This window comes from Haloferax marisrubri (genome assembly GCF_001469875.2).
Classification (GTDB): domain Archaea; phylum Halobacteriota; class Halobacteria; order Halobacteriales; family Haloferacaceae; genus Haloferax; species Haloferax marisrubri.
Map to the genome: position 1 here is coordinate 329,599 of NZ_LOPW02000017.1, position 25,199 is coordinate 354,797.

Consider the following 25,199-nt stretch of genomic DNA (forward strand, 5'->3'; position numbering starts at 1 on the left):
TCAAACTAGTTCTTCGTTAGAATCCACGACCGACCCGGCACTCACTCGTCCGACGGGGCCTCCTCGTCGGGCGTTTTGCCCTCGATGAGCGACGAGTCGTCGTACTGATCGCGGAGCACCTTCTTGTCGAACTTGCCGGTCGCGGTCTTCGGCACCTCCTCGATGAAGACGACCTCGTCGGGAGCCCACCACTTCGGGAACTCGTCTTCGACGAGCGCGACGAGTTCGGTTTTGAGCGCGTCCTCGTCGACGCCGCCCTTCGGGACGATGAACGCCACGGGGCGCTCCTGCCAGCGCTCGTGGGGGACGCCGATGACGGTCGCCTCGGCCACGTCGTCGTGGGCCATGATGCTGTTTTCCAGTTCGAGCGACGAAATCCACTCGCCGCCGGATTTGATGACGTCTTTCGCCCGGTCGACGATTTGGACGTAGCCGTCTGCGTCCACCGTGACCACGTCGCCGGTCTTCAGCCAGTTGCCCTCGTAGTCCTCCTCGTTCGCGTCGGGGCGCTCGAAGTACTCGGTCGTCACCCACGGCCCGCGCACCCACAGTTCCCCGAAGTCCTCGCCGTTCCACGGGACCTCGTTCCCGTCGTCGTCGACGACGCGCATCTCCAGTCCCGGCGCGAGCAGGCCCTGCTTGGCGCGCTTTTCGTACTGCTCTTCGGCGGGGAGGTCCTCCATCCCCGGCTTGAGGTGGGCGACGGTGCCGACCGGCGACATCTCCGTCATGCCCCACGCGTGGAGCACGTCCACGTCGTGTTCCTCGTCGAACCGGCGGATGACCGACTTGGGCGCGGCCGACCCGCCGATGATGATGCGTTCGAGCGACGAGATGTCCGCGTCGTGCTCGTCGAGGTAGTCGAGCAGGCCGAGCCACACCGTGGGCACGCCCGCGGTCATCGTCACGCCCTCCTCCTCGATGAGTTTCGCGAGGTCCTCGGGCGTCGGCGACGGGCCGGGATAGACGTGTTTCGCGCCCGCCGCGGTCGTCGAAAACGGCAGGCCCCACGCGTTGACGTGGAACATCGGCACGACCGGCATGATGACGTCCTCCGCGCCGATGTCGAGGCCGGACTTGGGGAGCGTCGCCATCGTGTGCGCCCACAGCATCTGCTGGGAGTACTCGACGCCCTTCGGCTCGCCGGTCGTCCCCGAGGTGTAGCACATCCCCGCCGGCTGGTCCTCCGGGAGGTCCGGCCAGTCGTACTCGTCGGGGTAGTCGGCGACGAACGACTCGTAGTCCGTCACCGGGGACAGCCCCACGTCGTCCGGCACCTCGGAGGCCATCACGACGAACTGCTCGACGGAGGCGAAGGCGTCCTCGTCGACCGCGCCGGCGAGTTTCGGCGCGAGCGACGGGTCCACGAAGATGATGCGGTCTTCCGCGTTCTCGACGATGTACTGGATGTGGTGGTCGGGCAGAAGCGGGTTGATGGTGTGCAACTGCGCGCCCATCGAGGGCACGCCGAAGTACGTCTCGAAGTGCCGGTTGTGGTTCCAGCAGAACGTCGCCACCCGGTCGCCGTCGCCGATGCCGGCGTCCGAAAGCGCCCCCGCGAGCTGTGCCACGCGCCCCTCGTACTCCGCGTACGTGTAGCGTTCCAGCCCTTCGGCGGTCCGAGAGACGATTTCGCGGTCCGGAAAGAGCTTACCCGCGCGCCACAGGAACGGCCGAAGCGTCTGGTTGGTAGCACCTACCATACTGTCCTCTTGCGGTAAAACATAATGATTGTTTGGACACGACTCGGCGAGACGCGGGCTGTGGGTTTGGTTTCACCCGCGGGCGCGTTCACTCCTCGTCGCGGTCGGGAACGAGTTCGTCGCCGCCACCGCTGTCGCCCGTGTCTCCCTCCACGCGCTCGGCGTCGCTGCGTTCGTCTTCGTCGGCTATCGTCTCGTCGCCGTCGTCTCCGTCGCGTTCCGCGTCCGCGACGGTCGCGTCGCCCTCGGCGTCGTCGATGGCGGCCTCGTCGGCGTCGCTCGCGGGCGTCGTCTCGCCGGATTCGGCCTCGGAGTCGTCGGTCTCGTCGTCGTCGGTCTCGTCGTCGTCGCCGTCATCGCCGTCGTCGTAATCGGCCGCGCGCTCCGGTTCGGCCTCCGCGACGGGCTTGGCCGCGACCAGTCGCTCGCGGACCGCCTCGCGGTCGATGGTCCCCGAGACGGTCCGCGGGAGTTCGTCCGCGGTCTCGACCAGTCGCGGGCATTTGAACCCGGCGAGCCGCTCGCGGCAGAAGGCGTCGAGGTCCTCGTCGTCCGGGGGGCTCTCCGGGTCGGCGGGGACAATGAGCGCGGCGACGCGCTCGCCCCACTCGGAGTCGGGGACGCCCAGCACGACGGCGTCGTCCACGTCGGGGTGGTCCCGCAGGACCGCAGCGACCTCGCCGGGGTCGACGTTCTCGCCGCCGGTGATGATGCGGTCGTCCTTCCGGTTCAAGACGTACAGGAGGCCGTCGTCGCCGCGGTAGCCGATGTCGCCGGTCCGGAGGCCGGCGTCGGTGAAGGCGTCCGCGGTCGCCTCGGGGTTCCGGTAGTAGCCGGGCGAGACGGTCGGTCCCGCGACGACGAGTTCGCCCGGCGTGCCGGGTTCGACGGCGGTGCCGTCCTCGTCGACGACCCAGAGGTCTGTGAAAAACAGCGGTCGCCCGACGGTCCCCAGGTCGGCGAACGCCTCGTCGGGGGTCGCGGTGGCGACCTGCGAGGCCGTCTCGGTCATGCCGTAGGTCGGGTAGACCGGCACCGAGTAGTTCCGACAGCGCTCGACGAGTTCGTCGGGCGCGGGCGCGCCGCCGAGGAGCACCACGCGGAGCGAGTCCGAGAGCGTCCCCCTGCTGTCGAGCATCCGCTTGAGCATCGTCGGCACGAGCGAGACGCCCGTCACGTCGTACTTGCCGATGTCGTCGGCCGCGCCGCCGGCGTCGAACCCCTCGCGGAGGACGATTGTCGTCCCGTACAGCGGGCCGCGGAGAATCGGGCCGATGCCGCCCATGTGGTGCAACGAGAGCGTGACGAGCCATCGGTCGCCCGGCGAGATGCCGAGTCGGAACGCCCCGGCGACGGCGTTGGCGAGCAGGTTACCCATGGTGAGTTTCACGGCCTTCGGCGTCCCGGTCGTCCCCGAGGTGAAAAGCAGGAGCATCGTCTCCGAGAGCGACCAGCCCGCGGGCTCGACCCGCTTCGGCGCGATGGACGAGAGGTTGATGACGCCCTCCCAGCGCGGGTCGTCCACGGAGACGACGGGCACGTCGGTCGTGGCCTCGACCGCCGTCGATTCGGTGGACTCGCCGCAGACGAGCGTCGTCACGTCCGCGAGTTCGACGTTGCGGCCGACCTCGTCGGGGGTGAGCCGGTCGCTGAGCGGGACGAGCACCGCCCCGAGCCGCGTCGCGGCGTGGATGAGTCGGACGTAGTCGATGCCGGGGTCCAAGACGACGCCGAGGTGGTCGCCGGCCTCGACGCCGAGCGCGGCGAGTTGCCCGGCCGTCTCGTCCACGAGCGCGTCGAGTTCGCGGAAGGTCCACGAGTCGCCGGTCGCGGCGTGGATGAGCGCCCGGCGGTCGGGCGTCGCGGCGACCCGGTGGGAGAGCCAGTCGCGCATCGGCCCGGCGAACCCGCGGCCTCCGGCGTCGGTGTCGTTCGCGGCGGCGTCGCCATCGTCGCCGGTCGAACCGTCACCTGCGGCTGTGTCGTCGGGTGTCTCGTCCGCGAGCGCGTCGTCGTCGGCCGTGTCGTCGGGGGAGTCTCCCGTCATCGCTTAGTGCGAGACGAACTCGACGAGGACGCCGCCCGTGGATTTAGGATGGAGAAAGGCGACCTCGTGGCCCCACGCACCGGGGCGCGGTTCCTCGTCGATGCGGTCGATACCGGCGGCCTCGGCGGTCCGGAGCGCGCCCTCGATGTCGTCGGTCTCGATGGCGACGTGGTGGATGCCGCCGCCGCGCTTGTCGAGGAACTTCGAGATGGCACCCTCCTCGTGGGGTTCGAGCAGTTCGAAGTAGCCGTTTTCGAGTTCGAGGAAGACGACCGACATGCCGTCGAACGTCTCCTCGTGAGCCACGGGCGCGTCGAACAGCTCCGCGAACAGCGCGGCCAGCCCGGCGGCGTCGGGGGTGGCGATTCCGACGTGGTCGAAATGCATGCCTCCAGTTCGTCGGGCGCAACGGATAAACCCAGACGGTTCGATAGTCATGTCATGATAGTAACCACAACGGAGTCGGTCGTCGGCCGCGACATCGAGGAGACGCTGGGTGCCGTCCGCGGGAACACGATTCGCGCCCGAAACGTCGGCCGCGACATCACGCAGGGCCTCCGAAACATCGTCGGCGGCGAGCTCAAGTCCTACACCGGGCTGATGGCCGAGGCGAGAGACGAGGCGACAGAGCGGATGGTGGCCGAGGCGGAGGCGATGGGTGCCGACGCCGTCGTCGGCGTCCGGTACGTGACCGCCGAGGTGGCCCAGGGCGCGGCCGAGATTCTGGCCTACGGGACCGCCGTCACACTCGTCGGCGGCTCCGACACCGACGCGGAACCCGCGTCCGAGTCGAACGCCGACGTGGCGTGAGCCGACGGTGACGCCGACGTCCCGGCGCGTCGTCCGCGACCCGCGGCGGCTCGCACGCGGGTTCGTCCGACTCGCCACAACCCGAGCCACGGTCGCTGTCTTCGCCGGACTCGCGGCCGTGTGGGCAGTCGGCTTCTTCGGCGTGGTGCCGATAGAAATCTGGGTCGTCGATTACCCCGCGCTCGTGGCCGCTTTCTTCTTCGACACGCTCGCGGCCAACGAGTTCGGCGTCCGCGAGACGGCGACGTTCTACCCGGCGCTCGCCGTCTTCGGCTATCTCCAAGCGATGCTCGTCGTGGCGGTCGCTCGGGTGCTTCGGGGCCGGTTCGTCGGAGTCGGTGAGTGACGGGACAGCCGTGAAACGAGTCGGGAACGGGGAACGAAAATGAGCGCGGAAGCGCGCGTCAAGAGCGGGACGCGAGGGGCGAGCAAACCGTGAAAGACGTGCGGCGTGGGAGGCGCGCGGGAGTCGTGAGCGGGCGTGGGAATGGGTGCGGTGTGGGATTCACGGCGTCGGGTCGGGCCTCAGTCGCGGGTGGTCCGGGCGACCGTGACCTCGACGGGGACGCCGGGCACGTCAACCGTCAGCATCGAGCGGTCGGCCCGGGTGACGACGGCGCGGGCGACGGCGACGATGGCGGCGACGGTGACGGCGACCGCGAGCGACGCCACGGGGTAGGTGACGACCGCGACGACCGCGGCCATCGAGGCGAGCAGGACGGCCTGCGTCGCCAGCGAGGGCGCGGGGCGGTGATGCGAGGGGCGATAGTCGGAGACGGTACGACTGTCTCTGGAGCGTCTTCGTGACATTCGTCTGGTGAGGTGGACAATCGGATGCGATACCGGGGGCTCTCCGGTCGAAGAGCCCCGCAACGCGACGGCCGCCGCTCGAACGTCGAGCGACTGGTGGCGCGAACCTCGCGCCGACAGACGGCGGCCGGGCGTGTGACGGGTTTAGAATGCGATAAGCGGCATCATAAGCCTCGATTGTCTCCACTCGGGGGGTGATAATAAAACTCGTTAGCCGGGCGAAAGTATAATCCTAGTGACTAGTTGGCACGGGCCGAGACGAGCTGGGCGGTCGGACTGAGCGGAGACGGAACGCGACCGCCGGCGCTGGTCGCCCCGACTCGCGGGGCCGGCTCAGGCCATGCCGGGTTCGTACTCGCCGAACTCCTCGCGGAGGACGCCGCATATCTCGCCGACCGTCGCGTAGGCCTTGACCGCCGTGACGATGAGCGGGAGGAGGTTCTCGTCGCCGTTCGCGGCGGCGCGGATGTCTTCCAAGGCGGCCTCGACGGCCTCCTCGTCGCGGTCGTCCTTCCGGGCTTCGAGCGACTCGACCTGTTTTTGCTCTTCTTCCTCGGAGACCTCCTGCACTTCGACGGTCGGCTCCTCGTCCACCTGATACTCGTTGACGCCGACGATGACGCGCTCGCCCTCTTCTATCTCGCGTTGGCGCTCGTAGGCCACGTCCTGAATCTCCCGCTGGACCCACTGGTTTTTCACGGCGTCGAGCATGCCGCCGCGGTCGTCCACCTCGTCGAGCAGGTCGAACGCCTCGTCTTCGATGTCGTCGGTCAGCGACTCGACGTAGTAACTGCCCGCCAGCGGGTCGATAGTGTCCGCCGCTCCCGACTCGTGGGCGAGAATCTGCTGGGTGCGAAGCGCCGTGCGGACCGATTTCTCGGTCGGCAGCGACAACGCCTCGTCCTTCCCGTTGGTGTGGAGCGACTGCGTGCCGCCGAGGACGGCCGCCAGCGCCTGATAGGCGACCCGAACGACGTTGTTCTCGACCTGCTGGGCGGTGAGCGTCGACCCGCCGGTCTGGGTGTGGAACTTCAACTGCATCGACTTCGGGTTCTCCGCGCCGAAGCGTTCTTCCATGATTTTCGCCCACATCCGCCGGGCGGCGCGGAACTTCGCCACCTCTTCGAGGATGTTGTTGTGGGCGTTGAAGAAGAAGGACAACTGGGGGGCGAAGTCGTCCACGTCGAGGCCGGCGTCGACCGCGGCCTGCACGTACTGGATGCCGTTGCCGAGGGTGAACGCGACCTCTTGGGCGGCGGTCGAACCGGCCTCGCGGATGTGGTAGCCGGAGATAGAGATGGTGTTGAACTTCGGCGTCTCCGCCGCGCAGAACTCGAAGATGTCCGTGATGAGCCGCATCGACGGCTCCGGCGGGAAGATGTAGAGGTTCCGCGCGATGTACTCCTTCATGATGTCGTTCTGGATGGTGCCGCGAAGCTCCTCGCGGGGGACGCCCTGCTTGTCGCCGAGGGCGACGTACATCGCCAGCAGCACGGCCGCCGGGGCGTTGATGGTCATCGACGTGGAGACCTCGCCGAGGTCGATGCCGTCGAACACCGTCTCCATGTCGTGGAGGCTGTCGATGGCGACGCCCGACTTCCCGACCTCGCCGGCGGCCATCATCGCGTCGGAGTCGTAGCCCATCTGCGTCGGCAGGTCGAACGCGAGCGACAGCCCCGACGAGCCGTTGTCGATGAGGTAGCGGAACCGTTCGTTCGTCTCGGCGGCCGTCCCGAAGCCCGCGTACTGCCGCATCGTCCAGAGCCGCCCGCGGTGCATCGTCGGGTAGACGCCGCGCGTGTACGGTTTCTCGCCCGGGAAGCCAACGTCCTCGTCGTAGTCAACGTCGGCGTCGTCGGGAGTGTAGAGTCGCTCGACGACGTTGCCGCCCGTGTCGGTCGTGAACTCCTCTTTGCGCTCCCCGAAGCGGTCGAGCGTCGGCCCCAGCGTCTCCTCTTCCCACTCGGCTTTCGCCTCCCGAATCTCTTCGAGCTCGTCGGGATCAAACATGGTCGAAGATGTGGTTTGTCCCTACTTAAGCGTACGCGGGTCGGCGGATATCGGTCGCCATCTCCGACTGTGACGACGACCGCGAGCGTGGCGAGCGAACCCGCGAACGCGGCCGCGGCGACCGATTTTATGTCGCTCGCGCGCCCTGCTTCGCCATGGACATCCTGACCGACGAGACGCGGCGGTTCCTCGCGGCGACCGCGCCCGAACACGACGCGGTGCAGTCCGAGATGGCCGCCTACGCCGACGAGCACGGCTTTCCCATCATCGGTCCCGAGGCGGGCGGCGTCCTCCGCGTCCTCGCGCATCTCACGGACGCGACGCGGCTGTTCGAGTTCGGCTCCGGGTTCGGCTACTCCGCGACGTGGTTCGCCGAGGGCATGGCCGACGACGCCGAACTCTACCTGACCGAACACGACGCCCACGAACTCGACATGGCGCGGGACTTTCTCGACCGCGCCGGCCTCGCCGACCGGACGACCTTCCTCGAAGGCGACGCGCTCGACCTGTTCGAGGGCGTCGACGGCGAGTTCGACCTCGTCCTTCTGGACCACCAGAAACACCGCTACGCCGAGGCGTTCGACCTCGTCTCTGACCGCGTCGCCGAAGGCGGGGTCGTCGTCGCCGACAACGTGATGCGCGGCCCGGTCGACTTCGGCGCGCTCACCGACTGGAGCGAAGGGCGGGCCGAGGCCCTCGACGGGGCCGACGCCGACACCCGCGGCATCGCGGCGTTCCTCGACGCGGTGCGGGCCGACCCGCGGTACGAGACCATCGTCCTCCCGGTTGGAAGCGGCCTCGCGGTCAGCACGCGGGTCGAATAGGCGCTCGAAGTCGGCGCGCGCGCCGGCCGCCGCGCACCGACGTTCGCCACGCTTTTGAGCGCCGACCCCGACCCTTCGGGTATGTTTGGAGGCGGCGGGATGAACCCGCGAAAGATGAAGCAGATGATGAAGCAGATGGGCATCGACGTGACGGAGCTCGAGGCCGAGGAGGTCGTCATCAAGACGGCCGACGAGGAACTCGTCTTCAGCGACGCCCAGGTCACGCGCATGGACGCGCAGGGCCAGGAGACCTACCAAATCGTCGGCGAGCCCGAGACGCGCGAACTCGGTGCCGGTGACGACGGCGGCGACGAGTCCACCGAGGCCGCCGACGCCATCCCGGCCGACGACGTGGCCATCGTGGCCCAGCGCGCCGGCGTCCCCGAGGACGAGGCCCGCGAAGCGCTGGAGGCCGAAGACGGCGACCTCGCCGCGGCCATCGCGCGACTGGAGTGATACTCCTCGTCCACGGGGACCGGGAGTACCTCCGAGCGCCCGGCGACGAACTCCACACCGACCTCGGGATGCTCACCGTCCCCGAGGACGTGGAAGCCGGTCAGACGCTCGAAACCCACATCGGCGAGGAGTTCCTCGTCCGCGAGCCGCGCGGCCCGGACCTCTTCAACCACTTCGAGCGCACCGGCGCGCCGATGATGCCGCGCGATATCGGCCTCATCGTCGGCCACACCGGCGTCGCGGCCGGCGAGCGCGTCCTCGACGCGGGCACCGGCACGGGCGTCCTCTCGGCGTACCTTGGTCGCCTCGGCGTCGACGTGACGACGTTCGAACGCGACGCCGAGTTCGCCGACGTCGCCCGCGAGAACATGCGACTCGCCGGCGTCGAACAGCGCGTCGACGTTCGCACCGGCGACATCACCGACGAGGTCGACGACCTCGCGGACTCGAAGTTCGACGTGCTGACGCTCGACACCGAGAACGCGCCCGAGGTCGTCCGCCACGCGCCCGACCTGCTCGTGACCGGCGGCTACGTCGCCGTCTACTCCCCGTTCGTGGAGGGCACGCGCGCGGCCGTCGAAGCCGCAAGAGAGGTTGGCCTCTCGGACGTGGAGACGTTCGAGACTATTCAGCGACATATGGACTTCAACGACCGCGGGTCGCGCCCCTCGACCGCCGGCGTCGGCCACACCGGCTACCTCGTCTTCGCCCGCAACGAGTGAGCGAGTCCGACGCAGTCGGGCCACGCTCTTCGACCCGTTCGCGTCGTCTCACCCGACGCGGCGAATCACGCGAAACAACTCTTCTCTGAACCGCTCCGGGTCGATTGCCTCGCGGAGCCCCGCCGCCGTCTCCGCGTCGCCGCCGCGGACCTCGCGGGGGTACGCGCCGCCGGTCAGGAGGAACTCACCGTCGACCGGCGTCACCGCGAGGTAGGCGTCGGCCGCGAGTTCGACCCCGGCGAGTTCGACGGTCGCGGCGTAGCGAACCACGTCGGCCTCGGCTTCGGTCTCCGCGCCGCTGGAATCGGGCTCGCCGTCGGCGGAATCAGTCTCGTCGCCACCGCCGCCGACTCGCACCCGGAGCGTCCGCGACTCGACGCGCCGAACGTCGGAGAAGCCGCGGGCTTCGAGGCGCGACCGGAAGCCGGCGCTCGCGCGTTTGCCGACGAGTTTCGTCAGCGCCTTCGACGGCGGCGTGTGCGGCCGAATTTCGAGGCGGCTGGCGAACAGAAAGCGCCACGGGCCGTCGGCGGTCGCCGGGACGCGCTCGCGGATGGCGGCGTCTTCGTAGACGACGGTCCGGGCGACGACGCTGACGGGACCGAGTTCGAACGGGCGGTCCGTCGCGTCGCTGACGCGGACCCACCCGTCGAGCGGCGGGAGCGTCGGCGGGGCGAGCGCGTCGGACATACCCCGCGTTACGGACGGAGGGCTGAAAAAGGCGAGTCGCTTAGTGGTCGTCTTCGCGCCACTTGTGGTCGCACTCGACGCAGGTGAAGAAACGCGTCTCGGACTCGTCGGCCGAGCGAATCTGCTTCATCTCGTAGCGCGCCACGTCGTGGCCGCACTTCGGACAGATGGTCTTCGTCGTCGGGCCGATGTCGGCGTTGTCCACGTCGGACATGTCGACGACCTCGCTGGACTCCTGGCCCTCGGTCGTGACCATCGACTTCTCCTTTTCGCTGTCGCGCGCTTTCTCGTGGCCGTTCGGACAGACCCAAACGCCGTCTTGCGGCGTCATCAGGGACCCGCAGTCGTCGCAAAACTCCATGATAGTACGTCCTACCGCTTGAAGGACTTAAGCGTCAGGATTGCGACGCGCTCGCGGGGGTGAGCGCTGAAAAAAGCCGGTGCCGAGCGGGCGACTCAGGCGTCGCCGTCGGACTGCCCCGGTTCGCCGAGCGCCTCGATGGGCATCGCGTTGTTCAGTTCGTAGTACAGGTCCTTCGCGTCGGTGAACTCGCTCGTGAGGCAGTTCCGGACTAACTCACCGAGGTCGGCGTTCCCGTCGGCCATGAGCACCGTCACACCGTCGAGGGAAGTCGCGGCGTCCCGGCGCGAGACCGGGTACGAGAGGTCTTCGAGGAGGGATTCGACGCGACCGAGCGTGATGGATTCTTGCACGATTATTCATTATACATAGAGCGTATTAGCAGTTGTAGGAGCCGTGCTAGCACGACTATATTGGGGAGATAGCGAGGCTGAGTTGCCGATAACGCCGTCGAAAAGGATTCTCCCGCTCGTTTTCCTATTCGAAGTCTGGGTCGCGCTTGTCGAGGAACGCCTCCATCCCCTCGCGCTGGTCGTGGGTGCCGAACAGGCCGCTCCAGACGCGGGCCTCGAAGTCGAGCGCGGCGTCTCGCGGCGCGTCGTGGGACATGTTGATGGCGGCCTTCGCGCCCGCGAGGGCGTGCCGCGGCTTCGACGCGAGTTCCGCGGCGAGTTCCTCGACGTGCGATTCGAGTTGGTCGTGGGCGACGACTTCGCCGACGATGCCGTACTCGTGGGCGTCGCTGGCGTCGATGCGCTCGCCGAAGAAGATGAGCCGCCGCGCGACCTCGTCGCCGACGAGCGCCGGCAGGCGGACGCTCCCGCCCCAGCCGGGCATGATGCCGAGGTCGATTTCGGTCTGCCCGAGGAGCGCGCGCTCGGAGGCGACCCGGAGGTCGCACGCCAGCGCGAACTCCATGCCGCCGCCGAAGGCGTAGCCGTTGATGGCCGCGACGGTCGGCGCGGGGAACTCCTCCAAGCGCGTCGCGATGCGGTGGCCCTGCTCGGCGTACGCCTGCGCGGCGGGCGACCCGATGTCCTTCATGTAGCTGATATCCGCGCCCGCGATGAACGCCTTCTCGCCCGCGCCGGTGAGGACGACCACCCGCGCGCCGCCGTCTTCGGCCTCGTCGAGGGCGTCTTCGAGCGCGTCGAGCGTGTCCGCGTTGAGCGCGTTCATCTGCTCGGGGCGGTCGATGGTGATGGTCGCCACGTCGCCGTCCCAGTCGAGTCGGAGGGTGTCCCAGCTCATAGTCGAGCCGACGCAAGGGACAGGGATAATAATTAACGTTCGGCGGTCGCGCTGAAGAATCCAGAACAACGTTATACCCCCTCCGTCGAATCCACCGATATGACGCTCTCCGACGAGGCGAAAGAACGCCTCGCCGACATCGTCCGGCTCCAGCCGACGAAGAACAAGGAGTTACAGAACCGCTGGGACCTCGAAAGCGGGAGCGAAGTCCACCGCTACCTCGAATCCGAGCTGAAAGACTACTACTACCGCGACGACAACAGCCTCATCCGCGCGACGGCCGAGGCGGCCGAACTCGTCGGCGTCGAACCCGGCGTCGAGGGCGACGACGAGGCCGAGTCCGTCCCGAGCGTCATCCGCGTCCCCTCGCTCGAAGCCCGCGTCTTCGAGGTCGTCGCCGGCCCCGACGAGCGCTCCGAGAGCGTCGTCAGCGTCCTCAACAAGCTCCGAGACGAGTTCGACATCGACCCCGACGTGGACGACGTGCGCCGCGCCCTCCAGAGCCTCCGCCGGAAGGGCGTCATCGAGGTCGTCTACCGGACCGTCCCCACGTTCCGCCTCGCCGTCGAGCGCGACGAGGTCGACGTGGAAGTCGTCTAATCCCCGTTTCCGCGGTCGCTACGCTCGCCGCTCGAACACCAGCGCGTAGTGGTACGGCGGGATGTCGATTTCCGCCGTCACCGCGAGGTCGGTCGCATCCTCGACTATCTCCGCTGTCTCCTCGGGACCGAGACGCAGGTCGGTCGGGGGGCCGCGGGGCTCGCCGGCGATTGTCGTCTCCGACCGGGAGAGCGGTCGCCAGTTGACGACGACGAACCGGCCGTCGTCGGCGAGGACCGACGCGACTTCCGTCAGGAACTCGTCGCGGTCGTCGACCCCGTGGAACGCGTTCGCGAAGAGCGCCACGTCGACGGGGTCCGAGAGGTGCGTCGATAGCTCGCGGGCGTCGCCGCGGACCGTCACCACGTTGTCGATGCGCTGCTGGTCGGCGAGGTGTTCGAGTTCCGCGACCAGTCCGTCGTCGAGGTCGACCGCGTACACCGGGGCCGGCGCGACGATTCGCGCCGCGGGGAGCGCGAAGTAGCCGTTTCCACAGCCGATTTCGGCGACGGTATCGCCCGACGACAGCCCGAGTTCCCGAAGCGTCTCGCCCGGCGTCGGCCAGAGCTTTCCCCACCAGTCCCAGTCCGGCAGGCTCGTGTTCTGGAATCGTTCCATATCGCTCGGTCAGAGAGGCTCGGATTTAGGCGTTCTCACTACCGCGTTCGGCGCGGTCTCTGGCGCGCTCGCGCCGCGCCTCCAGAACCCGTCGCACGCCCTTCCCGGGGCCGCCCTCGATTGGCCAGCCCTTCATCCGCCACGACGGGGGCTCCGGCTCGAACGACGGACACGAGTGGGCGCACTCGCGCTGGCTCTGATAACAGTCTTTCGCGGCGCACCGCGGGACGAGCGCCCGGCCGCGCCGGTCGAGTTCGAAGTGCCGGCAGTCCGGTCGCATCGTGTCCACGTAGTTCCGCCAGCCGCGGTCGTAGGCGCGCTCGGCGAGGACGAGTCGCCGCCGGGCGTCCGCCGGGTCGGGCGAGAGCGAACTCGGGTGCCACAGCACCTCCGCCGAGTCGCCGTCGATGCCGAGGATGCCGACTTCCACCGGGAGGTCCTCAAGCAGGGCGGGTTCGACCCGTCGCCCCGTCACCTCGGTGGCGACCCAGACCTCGTCGGCGAGCGCCCGCGACACGTCGTGTTCGAGTTGGTCGGCGAGCGCGCGGGCGGCGCTGGCGTCGAGGTTCGGCTTGTTCTCGATGGCGACGACGCGCTCGACCCAGTCGGGGTACGGCGCGGTCCGGCGGTACTCGACGCGGTTCCGCGAGCCGCGGCGCTTCTCGACGAGCCCGAGTCCCGCGGCGCGGTGGACCGCCGGCACGACGTGTCGCCACGGGAAGTCGGGTTCGGGGATGGCGTCTCTGTACCACGCCCACTCGGCGGGCGCGTGGCGGACGACGCGCAGGAGGTCCGAGTCGAAGCCGTCGGTCGAGAGGGCGCGCCGGGCGGCGAACGCCTCGGGGGCGACCTCGACGACGACGGTGTCCCAGCGGCGCTCTCGGGTGCCGAGCTGTCGGGCGACGAACGCGGGGCGCGGGCCGTCGGGGTGCCACGCCAGTTCGGCCCAGCGGCAGACCCGTAGCTCGAAGGCGAACTCGGGGTCGCGGTCGGCGGCGTCGCTCACGACCGGGAGTTGCGGCGGGGAGCCGAAGGCGTTTCGGTCGGGCGGCTTCGGCGCGCGGCCCGACGACGACGCAGCCGACGCCGCGGGTGTTGCCGTCCGCGCCGCCTGCGCCCCCCGCGCCGACTCGCGGCGCTGTCGCTCGCGGGCGTCGCGTCTCGGGCGTCGGCCGAACCGACCGACGCTACTTCAGGTACTTGTGTTCGCCCTCGTTCCGCTCGGCGAGTTCGTCGAGGAACTCGTGGGCGCGCTCGAATATCTCGCGGGGGCCGTCCTGCGTGATGGTGTTGATGGCCTGCTCGTAGTCGCGCCACTGGAGGTCGCGGTGCTCCGTCGAGAGCTCCGCGGACGCCTCGAACGAGCGTGCGATAAAGAGGTGGACCGTCTTGTGAATCGTCGTACCGTTCGCCTCGAAGACGTAGCTGTAGTCCTCGCGGAAGCCGTCGATGAGGCGGAAATCTTGGATTCCAGCCTCCTCTTTGACCTCCCTGATTGCCGTTTGCTGAAGCTCCTCGTCCCCTTCGACCCCGCCTTTCGGGAACTCCCAGTCCCCGGGACGGCTCTTCAGGAGTAAGTACTCCCTCCGGCCGCGGGTGTCGCGGAAGAGAATGGCTCCAGCGCTGACCGCTTCGACTGCCATTACCCGAAATAAACGTGCCACCCTTTAAGAGGGTATCGGAGGCTGTAGCGCGTTCGCACGGTTTTTTACTCGGGATTCGGTGTGTGGAGCCCAGCAGTCCCGGTTCGTGTAGATGCGCTTTTACCGTCGGAGCGTGCAACAAGCAGTAGTACCCAGCTATGGCCTTCGTCACGAAACTCACCTTTCAAAGCGGTGATAAGGCGGTCCTCGACCGAGTGGTCGACGACCTCAAGCAGTTCATCGAGCGGAAGGGCGCGGAGTGCCGCGGCCCTCACTCCGACCAGCCGAAACAGGTGAGCGTCCCGCAGTACCGGACGCTCCAGCCCGGCGATCAGTTCTCGTCGTGGTCCTACCCCGTGTACACCCGTCGGCTCGAAATCCACGGCGCGGACCAAATCGCCCGCGAGGTCGGCCTCAAGGAGTTCCCCGACAGCGTCCACCTCGAAATCGAAGTCGAACAGAAGAAACCGCTCGGTCACCGTCGCTGACGGCGGCGACGGAACGCAAAAAGAGACGCGGGCTGCGCTTTTTCGCCCCGGTTTTTCGGCCGCTCAGACGTCCGGTCCGAGCACCTCGACCACGTCACCGGTACCGACGTGGTTGGCCGCGTCGAACGACGTGACCTCAAGCCGAATCTTGTCCTCGACGGCCGCGTCCTCGCCGTCTTCGACCCGGATGACCGAGTCGCCGATGCGGACGGTGAGCCCGTCGCCGTTGCGCTCGCTGACGTAGGCCGTGATGACCTCGCCGGGTTCGAACGTCGGTGTCGCGGTGCGGAACGTCCAGCCGGCCAAGAGCTTGCCGAGGCGGCTCATACGCGGCTCACCTCCTCACTCGTGCGGTCAGAGACGTACTCGCGGCCGTAGCCGGTCCACGCGGCGAACAGGAACACCGCCACGAGGAACCAACCGTGGAACACGTAGGGGAAGACCGACGCGGGGTTCACGAGCATCTCGGCCGTGAACCACGGCGTCGCCTCGCCGCCGACGAGGCCCTGCATGGCCCCGTAGCCGGCCAGCAGGCCGCCGCCCCAGGGGAAGATGTACCCGAGCGCCGAGGTGTTGGCGTCGAGGATGTTGGCGCGGCGGTAGCCGTTGATGTTGAAGCGCTTGCCGAGGGTGGCGATGTAGGGCGCGATGGCGATTTCGGCCGCCGTGTTGATGGTGACCGTCGCGTTGACGAGCGCCGTCCCGACGACCATCGTGGTCTCCGCGCGGCGGACCGTCGTGGCGACGCGGTCGATGACGAGCTCCTGAATCGCGTCGAAGCCGCCGCCGGCGCGCATGATTTCCGCGCCCGCGACGAGCAAGAGCGTCAGGACGATAAGCGGGAAGAAGCCGGCCGCGCCGGAGTAGACGCTCCCGCCGACGCCGACCTGTCCCGCGGGGACCGTCTCGACGACGGCCCCGACGAGCGGGAGCGCCTCGACCGCCTGCGTCAGGCCGTTCTGCGGCGCGCTGAACAGGAGCATGCTCCCGGCCGAAACGTCCACGAGGTTCGCCGCGCCGAGCGCGACGTTGAACGCCGCCGCGAGGAGCAGCCCCCACGAGACGGCCTCGATGATGTGTCGGCCGCGGACGGCGAGGACGATGACGAGGGCGATGTCGAGCAGGTGGACGAGCCCCCACGGCGACACCGACGCCGAAACCTCACCGGCCACGTCGATGTGCGGCATACCGCCCCAGACGCCGGGGATACCGAAGCCGGCGACGAGGTACGCCGCGATTGCGAGCGCCGCCGCGACGACGGCGTACTTCACGCGGGACGCGACGACACCGCCGATGTCGGCGTCCTGCGTGACCGCGGAGACGATGGTGGTGTCGCTGACGGGCGCGAGGTTGTCCCCGAACACCGCGCCGGAGAGAATCGCGCCGAACAGCAACACGGGGTTCGCGCCGAGGAGCAGTCCCGCCGGGAAGACGAGACTCGTGAAGGCGATTGCGGTGCCGTAGCCGGTGCCGATACCGGTCGCCAACAGCGCCGCGAGCAGGAACGTCACCGCCGGGAACAGCCCCGGACCGACGTTCAGGACCGTGGCCGCCCAGACGAGGCCGTCCACGAAGCCACCGACCTGAATGGTCTCTGCGAACATGCCCGCCCAGAGCCACGCGACGACCGCCGTCGCGGCGACCCGACGGGTCATGCCGGCGAAGATGACGTCCGCGTAGTCCTTCCAGTCTCCCCGGACGAACAGCAGTCCCGCGATGAGTCCTGTCAGCATCCCCGCGACGAGGCCGGTCGTATCGCCGATACCGAGGATACCGCTCTGGAAAATCGCCCACGCGATGAACAGGGCGATGGGCAGGGCGCTCACGAGGCGCCCGCCGCGGAAACTGAGCTCGATGTCCGGTTCTTCTGGCATCGTTTGTCAGAGATTGACTGGGGTATATAATAGGCACGAATTTCCTCCAACTATTTCTTCCAAACTTGCGTTTCTCGGCCACGAAACGTCGGGAGCGTTTATCATCGCCGGGGCAAAAGAGTCCAGACATGAGCCACCGAGCGACGATGGACGACCTCGTCTCGCTTCGCCGCGACCTGCACCGCCACCCCGAACCGGCGTGGCGCGAGTTCTACACCACCGCCCGCCTCGTCGACGAACTGGAGACGCGCGACCTCGACGCGCTCTACGTCGGCCCGGAGATACTCGACGCCGACGAGCGCATGGCCGTCCCCGACGACGCCGAAATCGACGCATGGGTCGAGCGTGCCCGCGAGGCCGGCGCGCGCGAGGACGTCCTCGACCGCCTCGCCGGCGGCTACACCGGCGCGGTCGCGGTCGTCGAACGCGGCGAAGGCCCGACCGTCGGCCTCCGCGTCGATATCGACGGGCTCCCCATCACCGAGTCCGAGGACGGCGACCACCTCCCGACTGCCGAGGGCTTCCGCTCCGAGAACGAGGGCTTCATGCACGCCTGCGGCCACGACGCCCACGCGACAATCGGGCTCGGCGTCCTCGACGCCGTCCTCGACTCCGACTTCGAGGGGACGTTCAAGGTGTTCTTCCAGCCGAGCGAGGAACTCGTCGCCGGCGGCAAGGCCGTCGCCGAGGGCGGCCACCTCGACGACGTGGACTACCTGCTCGCGCTCCACGTCGGCCTCGACCACCCGACCGGCGAGGTCGTCTGCGGTATCGACGGCTTCCTCGCGGTGTCGCACTTCCGCGCCGAGTTCACCGGCGCGCCGGCCCACGCGGGCGCGAAGCCGGAGGAGGGAAAGAACGCGAACCTCGCGGCCGCGGCGGCCGTCCAGAACCTCTACGGCATCTCCCGGCACTCCGACGGCGCGACCCGCGTCAACGTCGGTCTGATGGGCGGCGGCACCGCCACGAACATCGTCGCCGAGGAGGCGTTCATCGAGGGCGAGGTCCGCGGCGCGACGACCGAACTCATGGAGTACATGGAAGACCGCGCCCACACCGTCATCGAGTCGGCCGCCGCGATGCACGACTGCGAGGTCGAAATCGGGGTCGAAGGGAAGGCGCCGAGCGCCCGGAGCGACGACGCGCTCGCGGCCATCGTCGGCGGCGTGAGCGAGGGCGTCGAGGGCGTCGACTCCATCCTCGACCGCGACGACCTCGGCGGGAGCGAGGACGCGACCTACCTCATGCAGCGCGTGCAGGACCACGGCGGCCTCGCGGCCTACGTCGGCGTCGGCACCGACCACCCCGGCGGCCACCACACCCGGACGTTCGACGTGGACGAAGCGACCATCCGCATCGCCGTCGACGTGCTCGCCGGAAGCGTCGAACGAATCGCGGCCGACCGACCCTGAGCCGACGAAGACGAGCCTGAGACGCGCCGAGAGCGTCGTTCGAGCGACCTCCGCCCGCCGCGACCCGACGGAACCGGCGCGCGCTCGGCCGAAGCGTCCGCGACGAACCGCCAGCGGTTATTTGTCCCCCCCGTGCATAGCCGCCAGCGATGGGGCTCCTCGGAGACGAATCGACCGAAGACGCCGACCTACGTCCGGGTCTCGCAGTCGTCGGCCTCGCCGTCGGCGTCGCGGTCGTCCAAGTCGTCGCCTTCCCCGACAGCCCCGAGACGCGCTGGCTCCGGTTCGCCGTCGAACTCCTCTTGATTCCGATTCCCGTCGCCGGCGCGTTCGTCATCGGCAGCGTCCGCGACACGCAGGCGGTCTGGCGGCCGCTGTACGCCGGAACCGCGCTGTTCACCGTCTACGCCGTCACCGACGCGGTCGACGAGGTCGTCACCCAACCCGAGGCGTTCACGCTCGTCTTCGAAGACGGGACGCTCCTCGTCGGGTCGGTCGCGCTCGCGGTCGGCGCGTTTCGGTGGTCGACCCACCGCGACGCCCGCGAGTCGGACCTGCGCCGCCGCAACGACCGGCTCGACCAGTTCGCGTCGGTCGTTACCCACGACCTCAGAAACCCGCTGAACGTCGCCCAGATGCGGCTCGAACTCGCCCGCGAGGGCCACGGAACCGAACACCTCTCGACGGTCGCCGACGCCCACGACCGGATGGAGGCGCTCATCCAGGACGTGTTACAGCTCGCCCGAGCCGGCGAGTCGGTCGGCGAGGTCGAGCCCGTCAGCCTCGCCACCGTGGCCGCCGACGCGGTGACGAACACCAGCCTCGGGGCCTCGGGGCTCACCGTCGAGGCCGACGCGAAGTTGCTCGCCGACAGAGGGCGGCTCACCGCGGTCTTCGAGAACCTCTTTCGGAACTCGGTCGAACACGGCTCGACGAGCCGCCGGAACGCGTCCGACGACGCCGTGGAACACGGTTCCACGGGCAGTCGGATTTCGTCCGACGACGCCGTCGAGCACAGTTCGGCAGGGAGCCGACCGTCGCCCGACGAGGCACCGAATCCGGGGGTCAGACGACCGGTTCCCGACGCCACCGACGGCGGGTCGCCCGGCGTCAACGTCCGCGTCGGCCCGCTGGAGGGCGGCTTCTTCGTCGAGGACGACGGCCCCGGCATCCCGCCGGAAGAACAAGAGCGCATCTTCGAGTCGGGCTACACGACCGACCCGCGTGGGACCGGTCTCGGCCTCGCCATCGTCGCCGGCGTCGCCGACGCCCACGGCTGGGAGGTGACGGCGACGACCGGCGAAAAGGGCGGTGCCCGGTTCGAGTTCCGAAACGTCTCGTTCGCGGAGGAGTCCGGGGTCAGTACTTCGGGTCCGCGCCCGTGAGTTCGTAGATGTCGTCCATGATGCGGTCCCGCTCGACTTTCCACCCTTCGAGGGCGCTCGGCCGACTCGGATAGCGGCCGTAGTGGGCCAGCAGTTCGTCGGCGAGGCGCTTGATTTTGAAGAACTCGTAAATCTGGTTCCAGTGACCGTAGCTCGACGCCGCGGTCTGCGCGAGGAGGACGGGACCGAACGAGGTCGTCCCGGAGTAGAGCGCTTCTGCGAGCTTCTCGCCGGGGAGGGAGGCGATGAGACCCATCAGGTCGTCCACGTCGACGGCGGTCGAGAGGATGTTGTACACGTCGAGGCTGGCGTAGCGGCCGCCGAAGTGGTCCATGACGCGCTGGTTGTAGCGCCAGAGCATCTCCTCGCCCACGTCGCCCGCTTCGAGCGCGATAGCGGCCTGCTCGCCGGCGTACTTGCCGGCGTAGGCCGCGCCGGCGATGCCGCCGCCGGTCGTCGGGTTGACGTGGGCCGCGGCGTCGCCGACGGCCATGTACCCCGGCGCGGTCGCCGAGTCGTAGGGTCGGCGGGTCGGGAGGGCGGCACCGAGTTTGTCGATGACCTCCGCGCCCTCGAACTCGGGGCGCTCGCGGAGGTCCTGCTTCAGGTCGTCGACGAGTTTCATCGGATCTTCGGTCATCTGGAAGCCGAGGCCGGCGTTGATGGTCGTCTCCGTCCGCGGGAAGTACCAGACGTAGCCCGCGGCGATGTCGGCCGGCTTGAACACGAGCGCGTCCGACCACTCGACGGGTTCGGGAACCTCGACGACCTCGCGGTACGCCGACGAGAAGTGCTGGTAGGAGACGTTCGTGTCGAAGGTGGCGTCGGAGAAGTCCACCTTGTCCTGCAGGAGCGACAGCGAGCCAGCGCCGTCGATGACGATGTCGGCGTCGTACTCGACGACCTCGCCGTCGTGCTTGCCGACGATGCCGGTGACGGTGCCGTCGTCGTCCTGTTTCACGTCTTGGACGACCGTGTCGTAGTGGAGTTCGGCGCCGGCCTCCTCCGCGCCTTCGATGATGAGACGGCCGTACTCCCAGCGGTCGATGACGGCGAGTTCGCCGGGGACCGGGATGTCGAGGACGGTGTCCTCCTGCGGAATCTCGAAGCGGCCGTGGTCGACCTCGGTGTTGGTGAACGCGGGCTCGATTTTCGACTTCGGAATCGCCTCGGGGAAGGCGTCAGCACCTTTCAGGGCGTCCCCGCAGGCGATGTGCCCCGCTTCCTCCGCGGGCTTTCGCTCGACGATGGTCACGTCGTAGCCCGCGTTCGCGATGGTGGCGGCGGCGTAACAGCCGGAGGTTCCCGCGCCGACGACCACCACGTCCACGGACTGGGTCCGTGGGCTCGCCGAGGACTCCTCGGCGGTGTCGTTCTCGTCTGTGGACATGGTATCACCTCCATATCGCGGGCTGAAAACTCTTTACTCCCGCACCGACCGCGCGAGCCGAGTCCGACGGGGGCCGACCCCACCGAGACGCGGCGCTCGAACGGGCGAAAACGGAGAAACAGGAAAGAGAGAACGGAAACGCGAGGGTTCCGGGCCGCTCAGCGGTTGTCGTCGCCGGTGTCGTAGTGCTCGCCCGCCGCCTCCGGGATGCGGGTGCGGCCGACGAGCGCGAGGATGACGAGAACCGTCACGTACGGAATCGTCTGGATGAGCGAGTCGGGGATGGCGTAGCCGGGCACCTGCTGGAGGCGAATCTGGGCGGCCTCCAGCCCCGCAAAGAGGAACGACGCGCCGAACGCGCCGATGGGGTTGTAGTTCCCGAAGAGGTACGCCACGATGGCGATAAAGCCCTTCCCGTTGACCATCGTCTGGTTGTTCCCGACGAACTGGCCGAGACCGAGCGACAGCGCGGAGCCGCCGATGCCGGCGAGGAAGCCCGAGAGGAGCACGCCCGCGTAGCGGACGCGGCTCACGTCGACGCCGACGGTGTCGAGCGCCTTGGGGTTCTCACCGGACGCGCGGACGTGGCGGCCGAACGCCGTGCGGTTCAGGACGTACCACGACGCCGGGACCGCGACGAGCATCATGTACACCGCGGGGTCGGCGTCGAAGAACGCGCCGAAAAACGGGATGTCCGAGAGGACGGGAATCGTCCACGTCCCGAGGGTCGTCCCGAGGTTGTCGGTGTTGACGCCGCCGTAGTAGACGGTCGCCGCGAACGGCGCGAGGCCGAGCGCGATGAGCCAGACGGCGAGGCCGGCGATGATTTGGTCGGCCTTGAAGCGGATGCAGACCACGGCGAACAGCGCCGAGAACAGCACCGACGAGAGGATGCCGGCGAAGAAGCCGATCCAGATGGCCGGGAGACCGACGACGGTCATCTCGGGGCCGACGACGGCCGTCGTGATGACCGCGGTGAACGCCGAGATGATGAGGAGGCCTTCCAGTCCGATGTTCACCACGCCGGCCTTCTCGGAGAAGATACCGCCGAGCGCGGCGAAGGTGATGGGCACCGAGAGCCGGAGCGCCGACGAGAGCGTGCTCCGACTCGTGAGGATGGCGAGGAAGTTGCCCCAGATGCTGCTCGGGAACGCGAGACCGAGGAGCGCGATGAGCAGGAAGACGCTCAGCGCCCCGCCGGCGAGGGTCGCTCTGTAAGACAGTTCGGTGTCGCGGAGCCGGTCGATAGTGGTCGTACTCATTCGTCGTCACCTCCGAGGCGGCCGCCGTCCGTGGCCACGGTCTCGCGGTCCGGTTCGAGGTCGATGGTGGAGCCGAGCATGCGGAAGAACTCGGGCATCGCGACGAACAGGATGATGAGGCCGCGGAGGACGCCGACGAGCTGTTTCGGGACGCCGGTCCCGAACTGGACCGCGAGCGAGCCGGATTTGAGCGTCCCGAACAGGAGCGCCGCCGGGACGACCCCGAACGGGTTGTTCCCCGCGAGGATGGAGACGGTGATGCCGTCGAACCCGAGCGCGGGGACGCCGGCCTGCCACTTGCCCATGACCATGAGCACCCAGATAGCGCCGCCCATGCCGCCGAGCGCGCCGGAGAGGAACATGCTCGTGACGGTCGTGCGCTTGGCGTCGACGCCGCCGTACTCGGCGGCCTCGGGCTGTTCGCCGCTCGTCCGGAGGTCGTACCCGAACGAGGTCTGTTCGAGCAGGAACCAGACGGCGACGACGAGCGCGAGGCCGAACGCGAGCGCGAGAATCGAGAAGTCGCCGCCCTGCGGGAACGCCACCGGGAGGAGCGTCGCCCAGTCGGGAATCGGCGTCGTCTCGACGACCTGCGAGTCGGGGTTCCCGAAGAACTCGCTGACGAGGACGAACGCGATCTGCGCCGCGATGAAGTTCAGCATGATGGTCGTGATGACCTCGTTGGCGTCGGCGTAGGCCTTGAGCGCGCCGGGAATCGCGCCGTAGAGGCCGCCGACGAGCGCGCCGATGACGACGGCGAGCGGAATCAGGATGAGGCCGCCGACGAGTCCCGACGGGAGCAGCGGCGCGACGAAGAACGAAAACAGCGCCGTCGCGAGGCCGCCGAGGACGAGCTGTCCCTGCGTCCCGATGTTGAACAGGCCCGCGCGGAAGGAGACGGCGACCGAGAGGCCGGTGAAGATGAGGAGCGTCGTCTCCTTGAGCGTGAGCGCGAACCCGAAGTTCAGCGGGTTCCAGTCGGGGTTGAACAGCGCGGGGTCGTTCAGGAGGAACGGCTCGCCGAGCGCCCCGTTGAACAGCACGAGGTACACTTCGACGGGGTCGTAACAGAAGCCGGTGCCGAACAGCGTCGTCGCCGCGGTCTGGCACGTCGTGATGCGGCCGGAGACGAGGATGATGACCGCGCCGACGAGCACGGCCATGATGAGCGCGGCGAAACTGATAAGGATGCGCTCCGTCGCGGAGGCGGCCGTCAGCCGCCGGAGGACGGCCTTCGCGTTCTCGGCCGCGCTCATTGGGCGTCACCCACCGGCGGTTCCGCGTCGGTCTCGGCGGCGTTGGGGCGTTCGCCGGCCATGAGCAGGCCGATCTCTTCTTCGGTGGTGTTGCGTGGGTCTACGATGTCCATGAGTTCGCCGTCGTGCATGACGCCGAGACGGTCCGAGAGGCCCTGCACCTCGTCGAGTTTCGAGGAGACGAGGAGGACCGCCTTCCCCTCCGCTCGGAGGGTCAACAGCCGCTCGTGAATGAACTCCATCGCGCCGATGTCCACGCCGCGGGTCGGGTGGGTGGCGACGACGAGGTCCGGTTCGCGTTCGAACTCGCGGCCGACGATGAACTTCTGTTGGTTGCCGCCGGAGAAGGACTCCGCGTCGGCGTCGGCGTGTGGCGGTCGAACGTCGTATTCGTCGATGATTCGCTCCGCGTGGTCGCGCGCGTCGGACCAGTTTATCCGGCCGTCGGCGGCGAACGTCGGGCTGTGCTGGCTCCCGAGGATGCCGTTTTGGACGAGGTCGAAGTCCATCACGAGCCCGCGCTCGTGGCGGTCTTCGGGGATGTACGCCATCCCGTCGGCGATGCGGGAGCGGCGGGAGGCGTCGGTGATGTCTCCGCCCTTGTAGGAAATCGATCCCTCGGTCGGCGTCCGCAGGCCGGTGATGGCCTCGACCAACTGCGACTGGCCGTTGCCGTCGACGCCGGCGATGCCGAACACCTCGCCCTCGCGGATGTCGAACGACACGTCGGAGACCGCGGGGATGCCGCGGTTGTCCTTGGCCGAGAGGTGCTGCACCGAGAGCACCTCGTCGCCCGGTTCCTGCGGTTCGGCCTTCGGTTCGAGGAGGACCTCGCGGCCGACCATCAGTTCGGCGAGTTCCTCGTTGGACGTCTCGTCGGCCTTCACGGTGCCGACGTTCTTCCCGTTTCGGAGGACGGTGATGTCGTCGGCGGCGTGCATGGCCTCCCCGAGCTTGTGGCTGATGAAGATAATCGTCTTGCCCTGTGCGGTCAGCTCCTCGAAGACGCGGAACAGCTCTTCGACCTCCTGCGGGGTGAGGACCGCGGTGGGCTCGTCCAGAATGAGGATGTCGGCCCCGCGGTAGAGTGCTTTCAGAATCTCGACGCGCTGTTGAACGCCGACGCTCACGTCCTCGATGGCGTCGTCGGGGTTCACGTCGAATCCGTATCGGTTCGAGAGGTCGATGACCTCTTGGCGCGCGCGCTCCCGGTCGACGGTCGTGCCGAACCACTTGCGCGGTTCGTTGCCGAGGACGATGTTCTCGGCGACCGTCATGGGGTCGACCAGCATGAAGTGCTGGTGAATCATACCGATTCCGGCGTCGATAGCGTCCGCGGGCGAGTCGAAGTCCCGCGGTTCCCCGTCCACGTGGACGGTCCCCTCCGTGGGTTCGTAGAGCCCGTAGAGGATGTTCATCAACGTCGTCTTTCCGGCCCCGTTTTCTCCCAGAAGTGCGTGCACCGTGCCGCGCTCGACGGTCAGGTCCACGTCGTCGTTCGCCACGACGCCGGGGAACCGTTTTGTGATTTCGTCGAGATGAACAGCGGTGCTCATCTTGAGCCTTTTTTCGGGGGGGTTCGCTTAA

General features: G+C 68.4%; 27 protein-coding genes. 9 read left to right on the forward strand and 18 right to left on the reverse strand.

The features are described 5' to 3' along the window. Nucleotides 1-41: 41 nt before the first annotated feature. The 3 genes from AUR65_RS13890 to mce form a co-directional block, all read right to left on the reverse strand. The gene (locus tag AUR65_RS13890) at nt 42-1,703 is read right to left on the reverse strand and encodes a long-chain fatty acid--CoA ligase (protein ID WP_058567429.1); all 1,662 of its coding nucleotides are present in this window, start codon (nt 1,701-1,703) and stop codon (nt 42-44) included. 88 nt (nt 1,704-1,791) lie between these two features. After that, on the reverse strand, nt 1,792-3,750 hold the full coding sequence (gene menE, locus AUR65_RS13895; protein WP_058567430.1) for an o-succinylbenzoate--CoA ligase: 1,959 nt from the start codon (nt 3,748-3,750) through the stop codon (nt 1,792-1,794). Between the two features lie 3 nt (nt 3,751-3,753). Further along, nucleotides 3,754-4,137 carry a methylmalonyl-CoA epimerase gene (mce, locus tag AUR65_RS13900; RefSeq protein ID WP_058567431.1) on the reverse strand — a complete coding sequence of 128 codons (384 nt, stop codon included), beginning with the start codon at nt 4,135-4,137 and terminating at the stop codon, nt 3,754-3,756. A gap of 54 nt (nt 4,138-4,191) precedes the next feature. Between mce and AUR65_RS13905 the strand changes: the two genes are divergently transcribed. Next, nucleotides 4,192-4,560 (forward strand): YbjQ family protein, encoded by a 369-nt coding sequence (locus tag AUR65_RS13905; protein ID WP_058567432.1) that lies wholly within the window; start codon nt 4,192-4,194, stop codon nt 4,558-4,560. A 7-nt stretch (nt 4,561-4,567) separates the two neighbouring features. After that, nucleotides 4,568-4,906: a hypothetical protein gene (locus AUR65_RS13910; RefSeq protein WP_058567433.1), complete on the forward strand. Its 339-nt coding sequence runs from the start codon at nt 4,568-4,570 to the stop codon at nt 4,904-4,906. A 179-nt stretch (nt 4,907-5,085) separates the two neighbouring features. Here the strand turns inward: AUR65_RS13910 and AUR65_RS20280 are convergent, their stop codons facing one another. After that, nucleotides 5,086-5,370 carry a hypothetical protein gene (locus tag AUR65_RS20280; protein ID WP_233194375.1) on the reverse strand — a complete coding sequence of 95 codons (285 nt, stop codon included), beginning with the start codon at nt 5,368-5,370 and terminating at the stop codon, nt 5,086-5,088. A 333-nt stretch (nt 5,371-5,703) separates the two neighbouring features. Further along, entirely contained in the window at nt 5,704-7,380 is a 1,677-nt protein-coding gene (locus AUR65_RS13920) for an acyl-CoA mutase large subunit family protein (RefSeq protein ID WP_058567435.1), read from the reverse strand. A gap of 155 nt (nt 7,381-7,535) precedes the next feature. On the opposite strand from AUR65_RS13920, the gene AUR65_RS13925 reads away from it, so the two are divergent. From AUR65_RS13925 to AUR65_RS13935, 3 genes are all read left to right on the forward strand, one after another. Next, nucleotides 7,536-8,204: an O-methyltransferase gene (locus AUR65_RS13925; RefSeq protein ID WP_058567436.1), complete on the forward strand. Its 669-nt coding sequence runs from the start codon at nt 7,536-7,538 to the stop codon at nt 8,202-8,204. Nucleotides 8,205-8,285: 81 nt separating this feature from the next. Next, complete coding sequence (locus AUR65_RS13930) at nt 8,286-8,660, forward strand: nascent polypeptide-associated complex protein (RefSeq protein WP_084816459.1); 375 nt, start codon at nt 8,286-8,288, stop codon at nt 8,658-8,660. Next, entirely contained in the window at nt 8,657-9,382 is a 726-nt protein-coding gene (locus tag AUR65_RS13935) for a tRNA (adenine-N1)-methyltransferase (RefSeq protein WP_058567438.1), read from the forward strand. The genes AUR65_RS13930 and AUR65_RS13935 overlap by 4 nt, the downstream gene beginning before the upstream one ends. A gap of 48 nt (nt 9,383-9,430) precedes the next feature. Here the strand turns inward: AUR65_RS13935 and AUR65_RS13940 are convergent, their stop codons facing one another. The 4 genes from AUR65_RS13940 to AUR65_RS13955 all read right to left on the reverse strand — a co-directional run bounded on the left by AUR65_RS13940 (nt 9,431) and on the right by AUR65_RS13955 (nt 11,684). Then, entirely contained in the window at nt 9,431-10,072 is a 642-nt protein-coding gene (locus tag AUR65_RS13940) for a hypothetical protein (protein ID WP_058567439.1), read from the reverse strand. Nucleotides 10,073-10,112: 40 nt separating this feature from the next. Beyond that, entirely contained in the window at nt 10,113-10,433 is a 321-nt protein-coding gene (locus AUR65_RS13945; protein WP_049905217.1) for a transcription factor S, read from the reverse strand. 95 nt (nt 10,434-10,528) lie between these two features. Further along, entirely contained in the window at nt 10,529-10,786 is a 258-nt protein-coding gene (locus AUR65_RS13950) for a hypothetical protein (RefSeq protein ID WP_058567440.1), read from the reverse strand. Nucleotides 10,787-10,910: 124 nt separating this feature from the next. Beyond that, nucleotides 10,911-11,684: an enoyl-CoA hydratase/isomerase family protein gene (locus AUR65_RS13955; RefSeq protein ID WP_058567441.1), complete on the reverse strand. Its 774-nt coding sequence runs from the start codon at nt 11,682-11,684 to the stop codon at nt 10,911-10,913. Nucleotides 11,685-11,783: 99 nt separating this feature from the next. Here AUR65_RS13955 and AUR65_RS13960 point away from each other — a divergent pair, with 99 nt between their 5' ends. Then, complete coding sequence (locus AUR65_RS13960) at nt 11,784-12,284, forward strand: DUF5797 family protein (RefSeq protein WP_058567442.1); 501 nt, start codon at nt 11,784-11,786, stop codon at nt 12,282-12,284. A gap of 18 nt (nt 12,285-12,302) precedes the next feature. On the opposite strand, the gene AUR65_RS13965 is transcribed toward AUR65_RS13960, so the two are convergent. From AUR65_RS13965 to AUR65_RS13975, 3 genes are all read right to left on the reverse strand, one after another. Further along, nucleotides 12,303-12,902, reverse strand: coding sequence for a class I SAM-dependent methyltransferase (locus AUR65_RS13965; protein WP_058567443.1), 600 nt, complete (start codon nt 12,900-12,902; stop codon nt 12,303-12,305). Between the two features lie 25 nt (nt 12,903-12,927). Continuing rightward, on the reverse strand, nt 12,928-13,908 hold the full coding sequence (locus tag AUR65_RS13970; protein WP_058567444.1) for a DUF5787 family protein: 981 nt from the start codon (nt 13,906-13,908) through the stop codon (nt 12,928-12,930). Nucleotides 13,909-14,089: 181 nt separating this feature from the next. Beyond that, nucleotides 14,090-14,545: a bis(5'-nucleosyl)-tetraphosphatase gene (locus AUR65_RS13975; RefSeq protein ID WP_004977131.1), complete on the reverse strand. Its 456-nt coding sequence runs from the start codon at nt 14,543-14,545 to the stop codon at nt 14,090-14,092. 158 nt (nt 14,546-14,703) lie between these two features. Here AUR65_RS13975 and AUR65_RS13980 point away from each other — a divergent pair, with 158 nt between their 5' ends. Next, on the forward strand, nt 14,704-15,033 hold the full coding sequence (locus AUR65_RS13980) for an uS10/mL48 family ribosomal protein (RefSeq protein WP_004969907.1): 330 nt from the start codon (nt 14,704-14,706) through the stop codon (nt 15,031-15,033). A gap of 63 nt (nt 15,034-15,096) precedes the next feature. On the opposite strand, the gene AUR65_RS13985 is transcribed toward AUR65_RS13980, so the two are convergent. Together AUR65_RS13985 and AUR65_RS13990 are read right to left on the reverse strand one after the other, a co-directional pair. Beyond that, on the reverse strand, nt 15,097-15,360 hold the full coding sequence (locus AUR65_RS13985; RefSeq protein ID WP_058567445.1) for a DUF7513 family protein: 264 nt from the start codon (nt 15,358-15,360) through the stop codon (nt 15,097-15,099). Further along, a complete protein-coding gene (locus AUR65_RS13990; protein WP_058567446.1) occupies nt 15,357-16,907 on the reverse strand; it encodes a Na+/H+ antiporter NhaC family protein in 1,551 nt (516 codons plus the stop codon). Before AUR65_RS13990 ends, AUR65_RS13985 begins: the two co-directional genes overlap by 4 nt. 128 nt (nt 16,908-17,035) lie before the next feature. On the opposite strand from AUR65_RS13990, the gene AUR65_RS13995 reads away from it, so the two are divergent. Then, nucleotides 17,036-18,319 carry an amidohydrolase gene (locus AUR65_RS13995; RefSeq protein ID WP_058567447.1) on the forward strand — a complete coding sequence of 428 codons (1,284 nt, stop codon included), beginning with the start codon at nt 17,036-17,038 and terminating at the stop codon, nt 18,317-18,319. 149 nt (nt 18,320-18,468) lie between these two features. After that, nucleotides 18,469-19,704 (forward strand): sensor histidine kinase, encoded by a 1,236-nt coding sequence (locus AUR65_RS14000; RefSeq protein WP_058567448.1) that lies wholly within the window; start codon nt 18,469-18,471, stop codon nt 19,702-19,704. Here AUR65_RS14000 and AUR65_RS14005 read toward each other — a convergent pair. The 4 genes from AUR65_RS14005 to AUR65_RS14020 form a co-directional block, all read right to left on the reverse strand. Then, nucleotides 19,679-21,094: a geranylgeranyl reductase family protein gene (locus AUR65_RS14005; RefSeq protein WP_058567449.1), complete on the reverse strand. Its 1,416-nt coding sequence runs from the start codon at nt 21,092-21,094 to the stop codon at nt 19,679-19,681. The genes AUR65_RS14000 and AUR65_RS14005 overlap by 26 nt on opposite strands. A 158-nt stretch (nt 21,095-21,252) precedes the next feature. Then, nucleotides 21,253-22,356, reverse strand: coding sequence for an ABC transporter permease (locus AUR65_RS14010; protein WP_058567450.1), 1,104 nt, complete (start codon nt 22,354-22,356; stop codon nt 21,253-21,255). Beyond that, complete coding sequence (locus tag AUR65_RS14015) at nt 22,353-23,612, reverse strand: ABC transporter permease (RefSeq protein WP_058567451.1); 1,260 nt, start codon at nt 23,610-23,612, stop codon at nt 22,353-22,355. Before AUR65_RS14015 ends, AUR65_RS14010 begins: the two co-directional genes overlap by 4 nt. Continuing rightward, on the reverse strand, nt 23,609-25,168 hold the full coding sequence (locus tag AUR65_RS14020) for an ABC transporter ATP-binding protein (RefSeq protein WP_058567452.1): 1,560 nt from the start codon (nt 25,166-25,168) through the stop codon (nt 23,609-23,611). The genes AUR65_RS14015 and AUR65_RS14020 overlap by 4 nt, the downstream gene beginning before the upstream one ends. Nucleotides 25,169-25,199 lie beyond the last annotated feature (31 nt).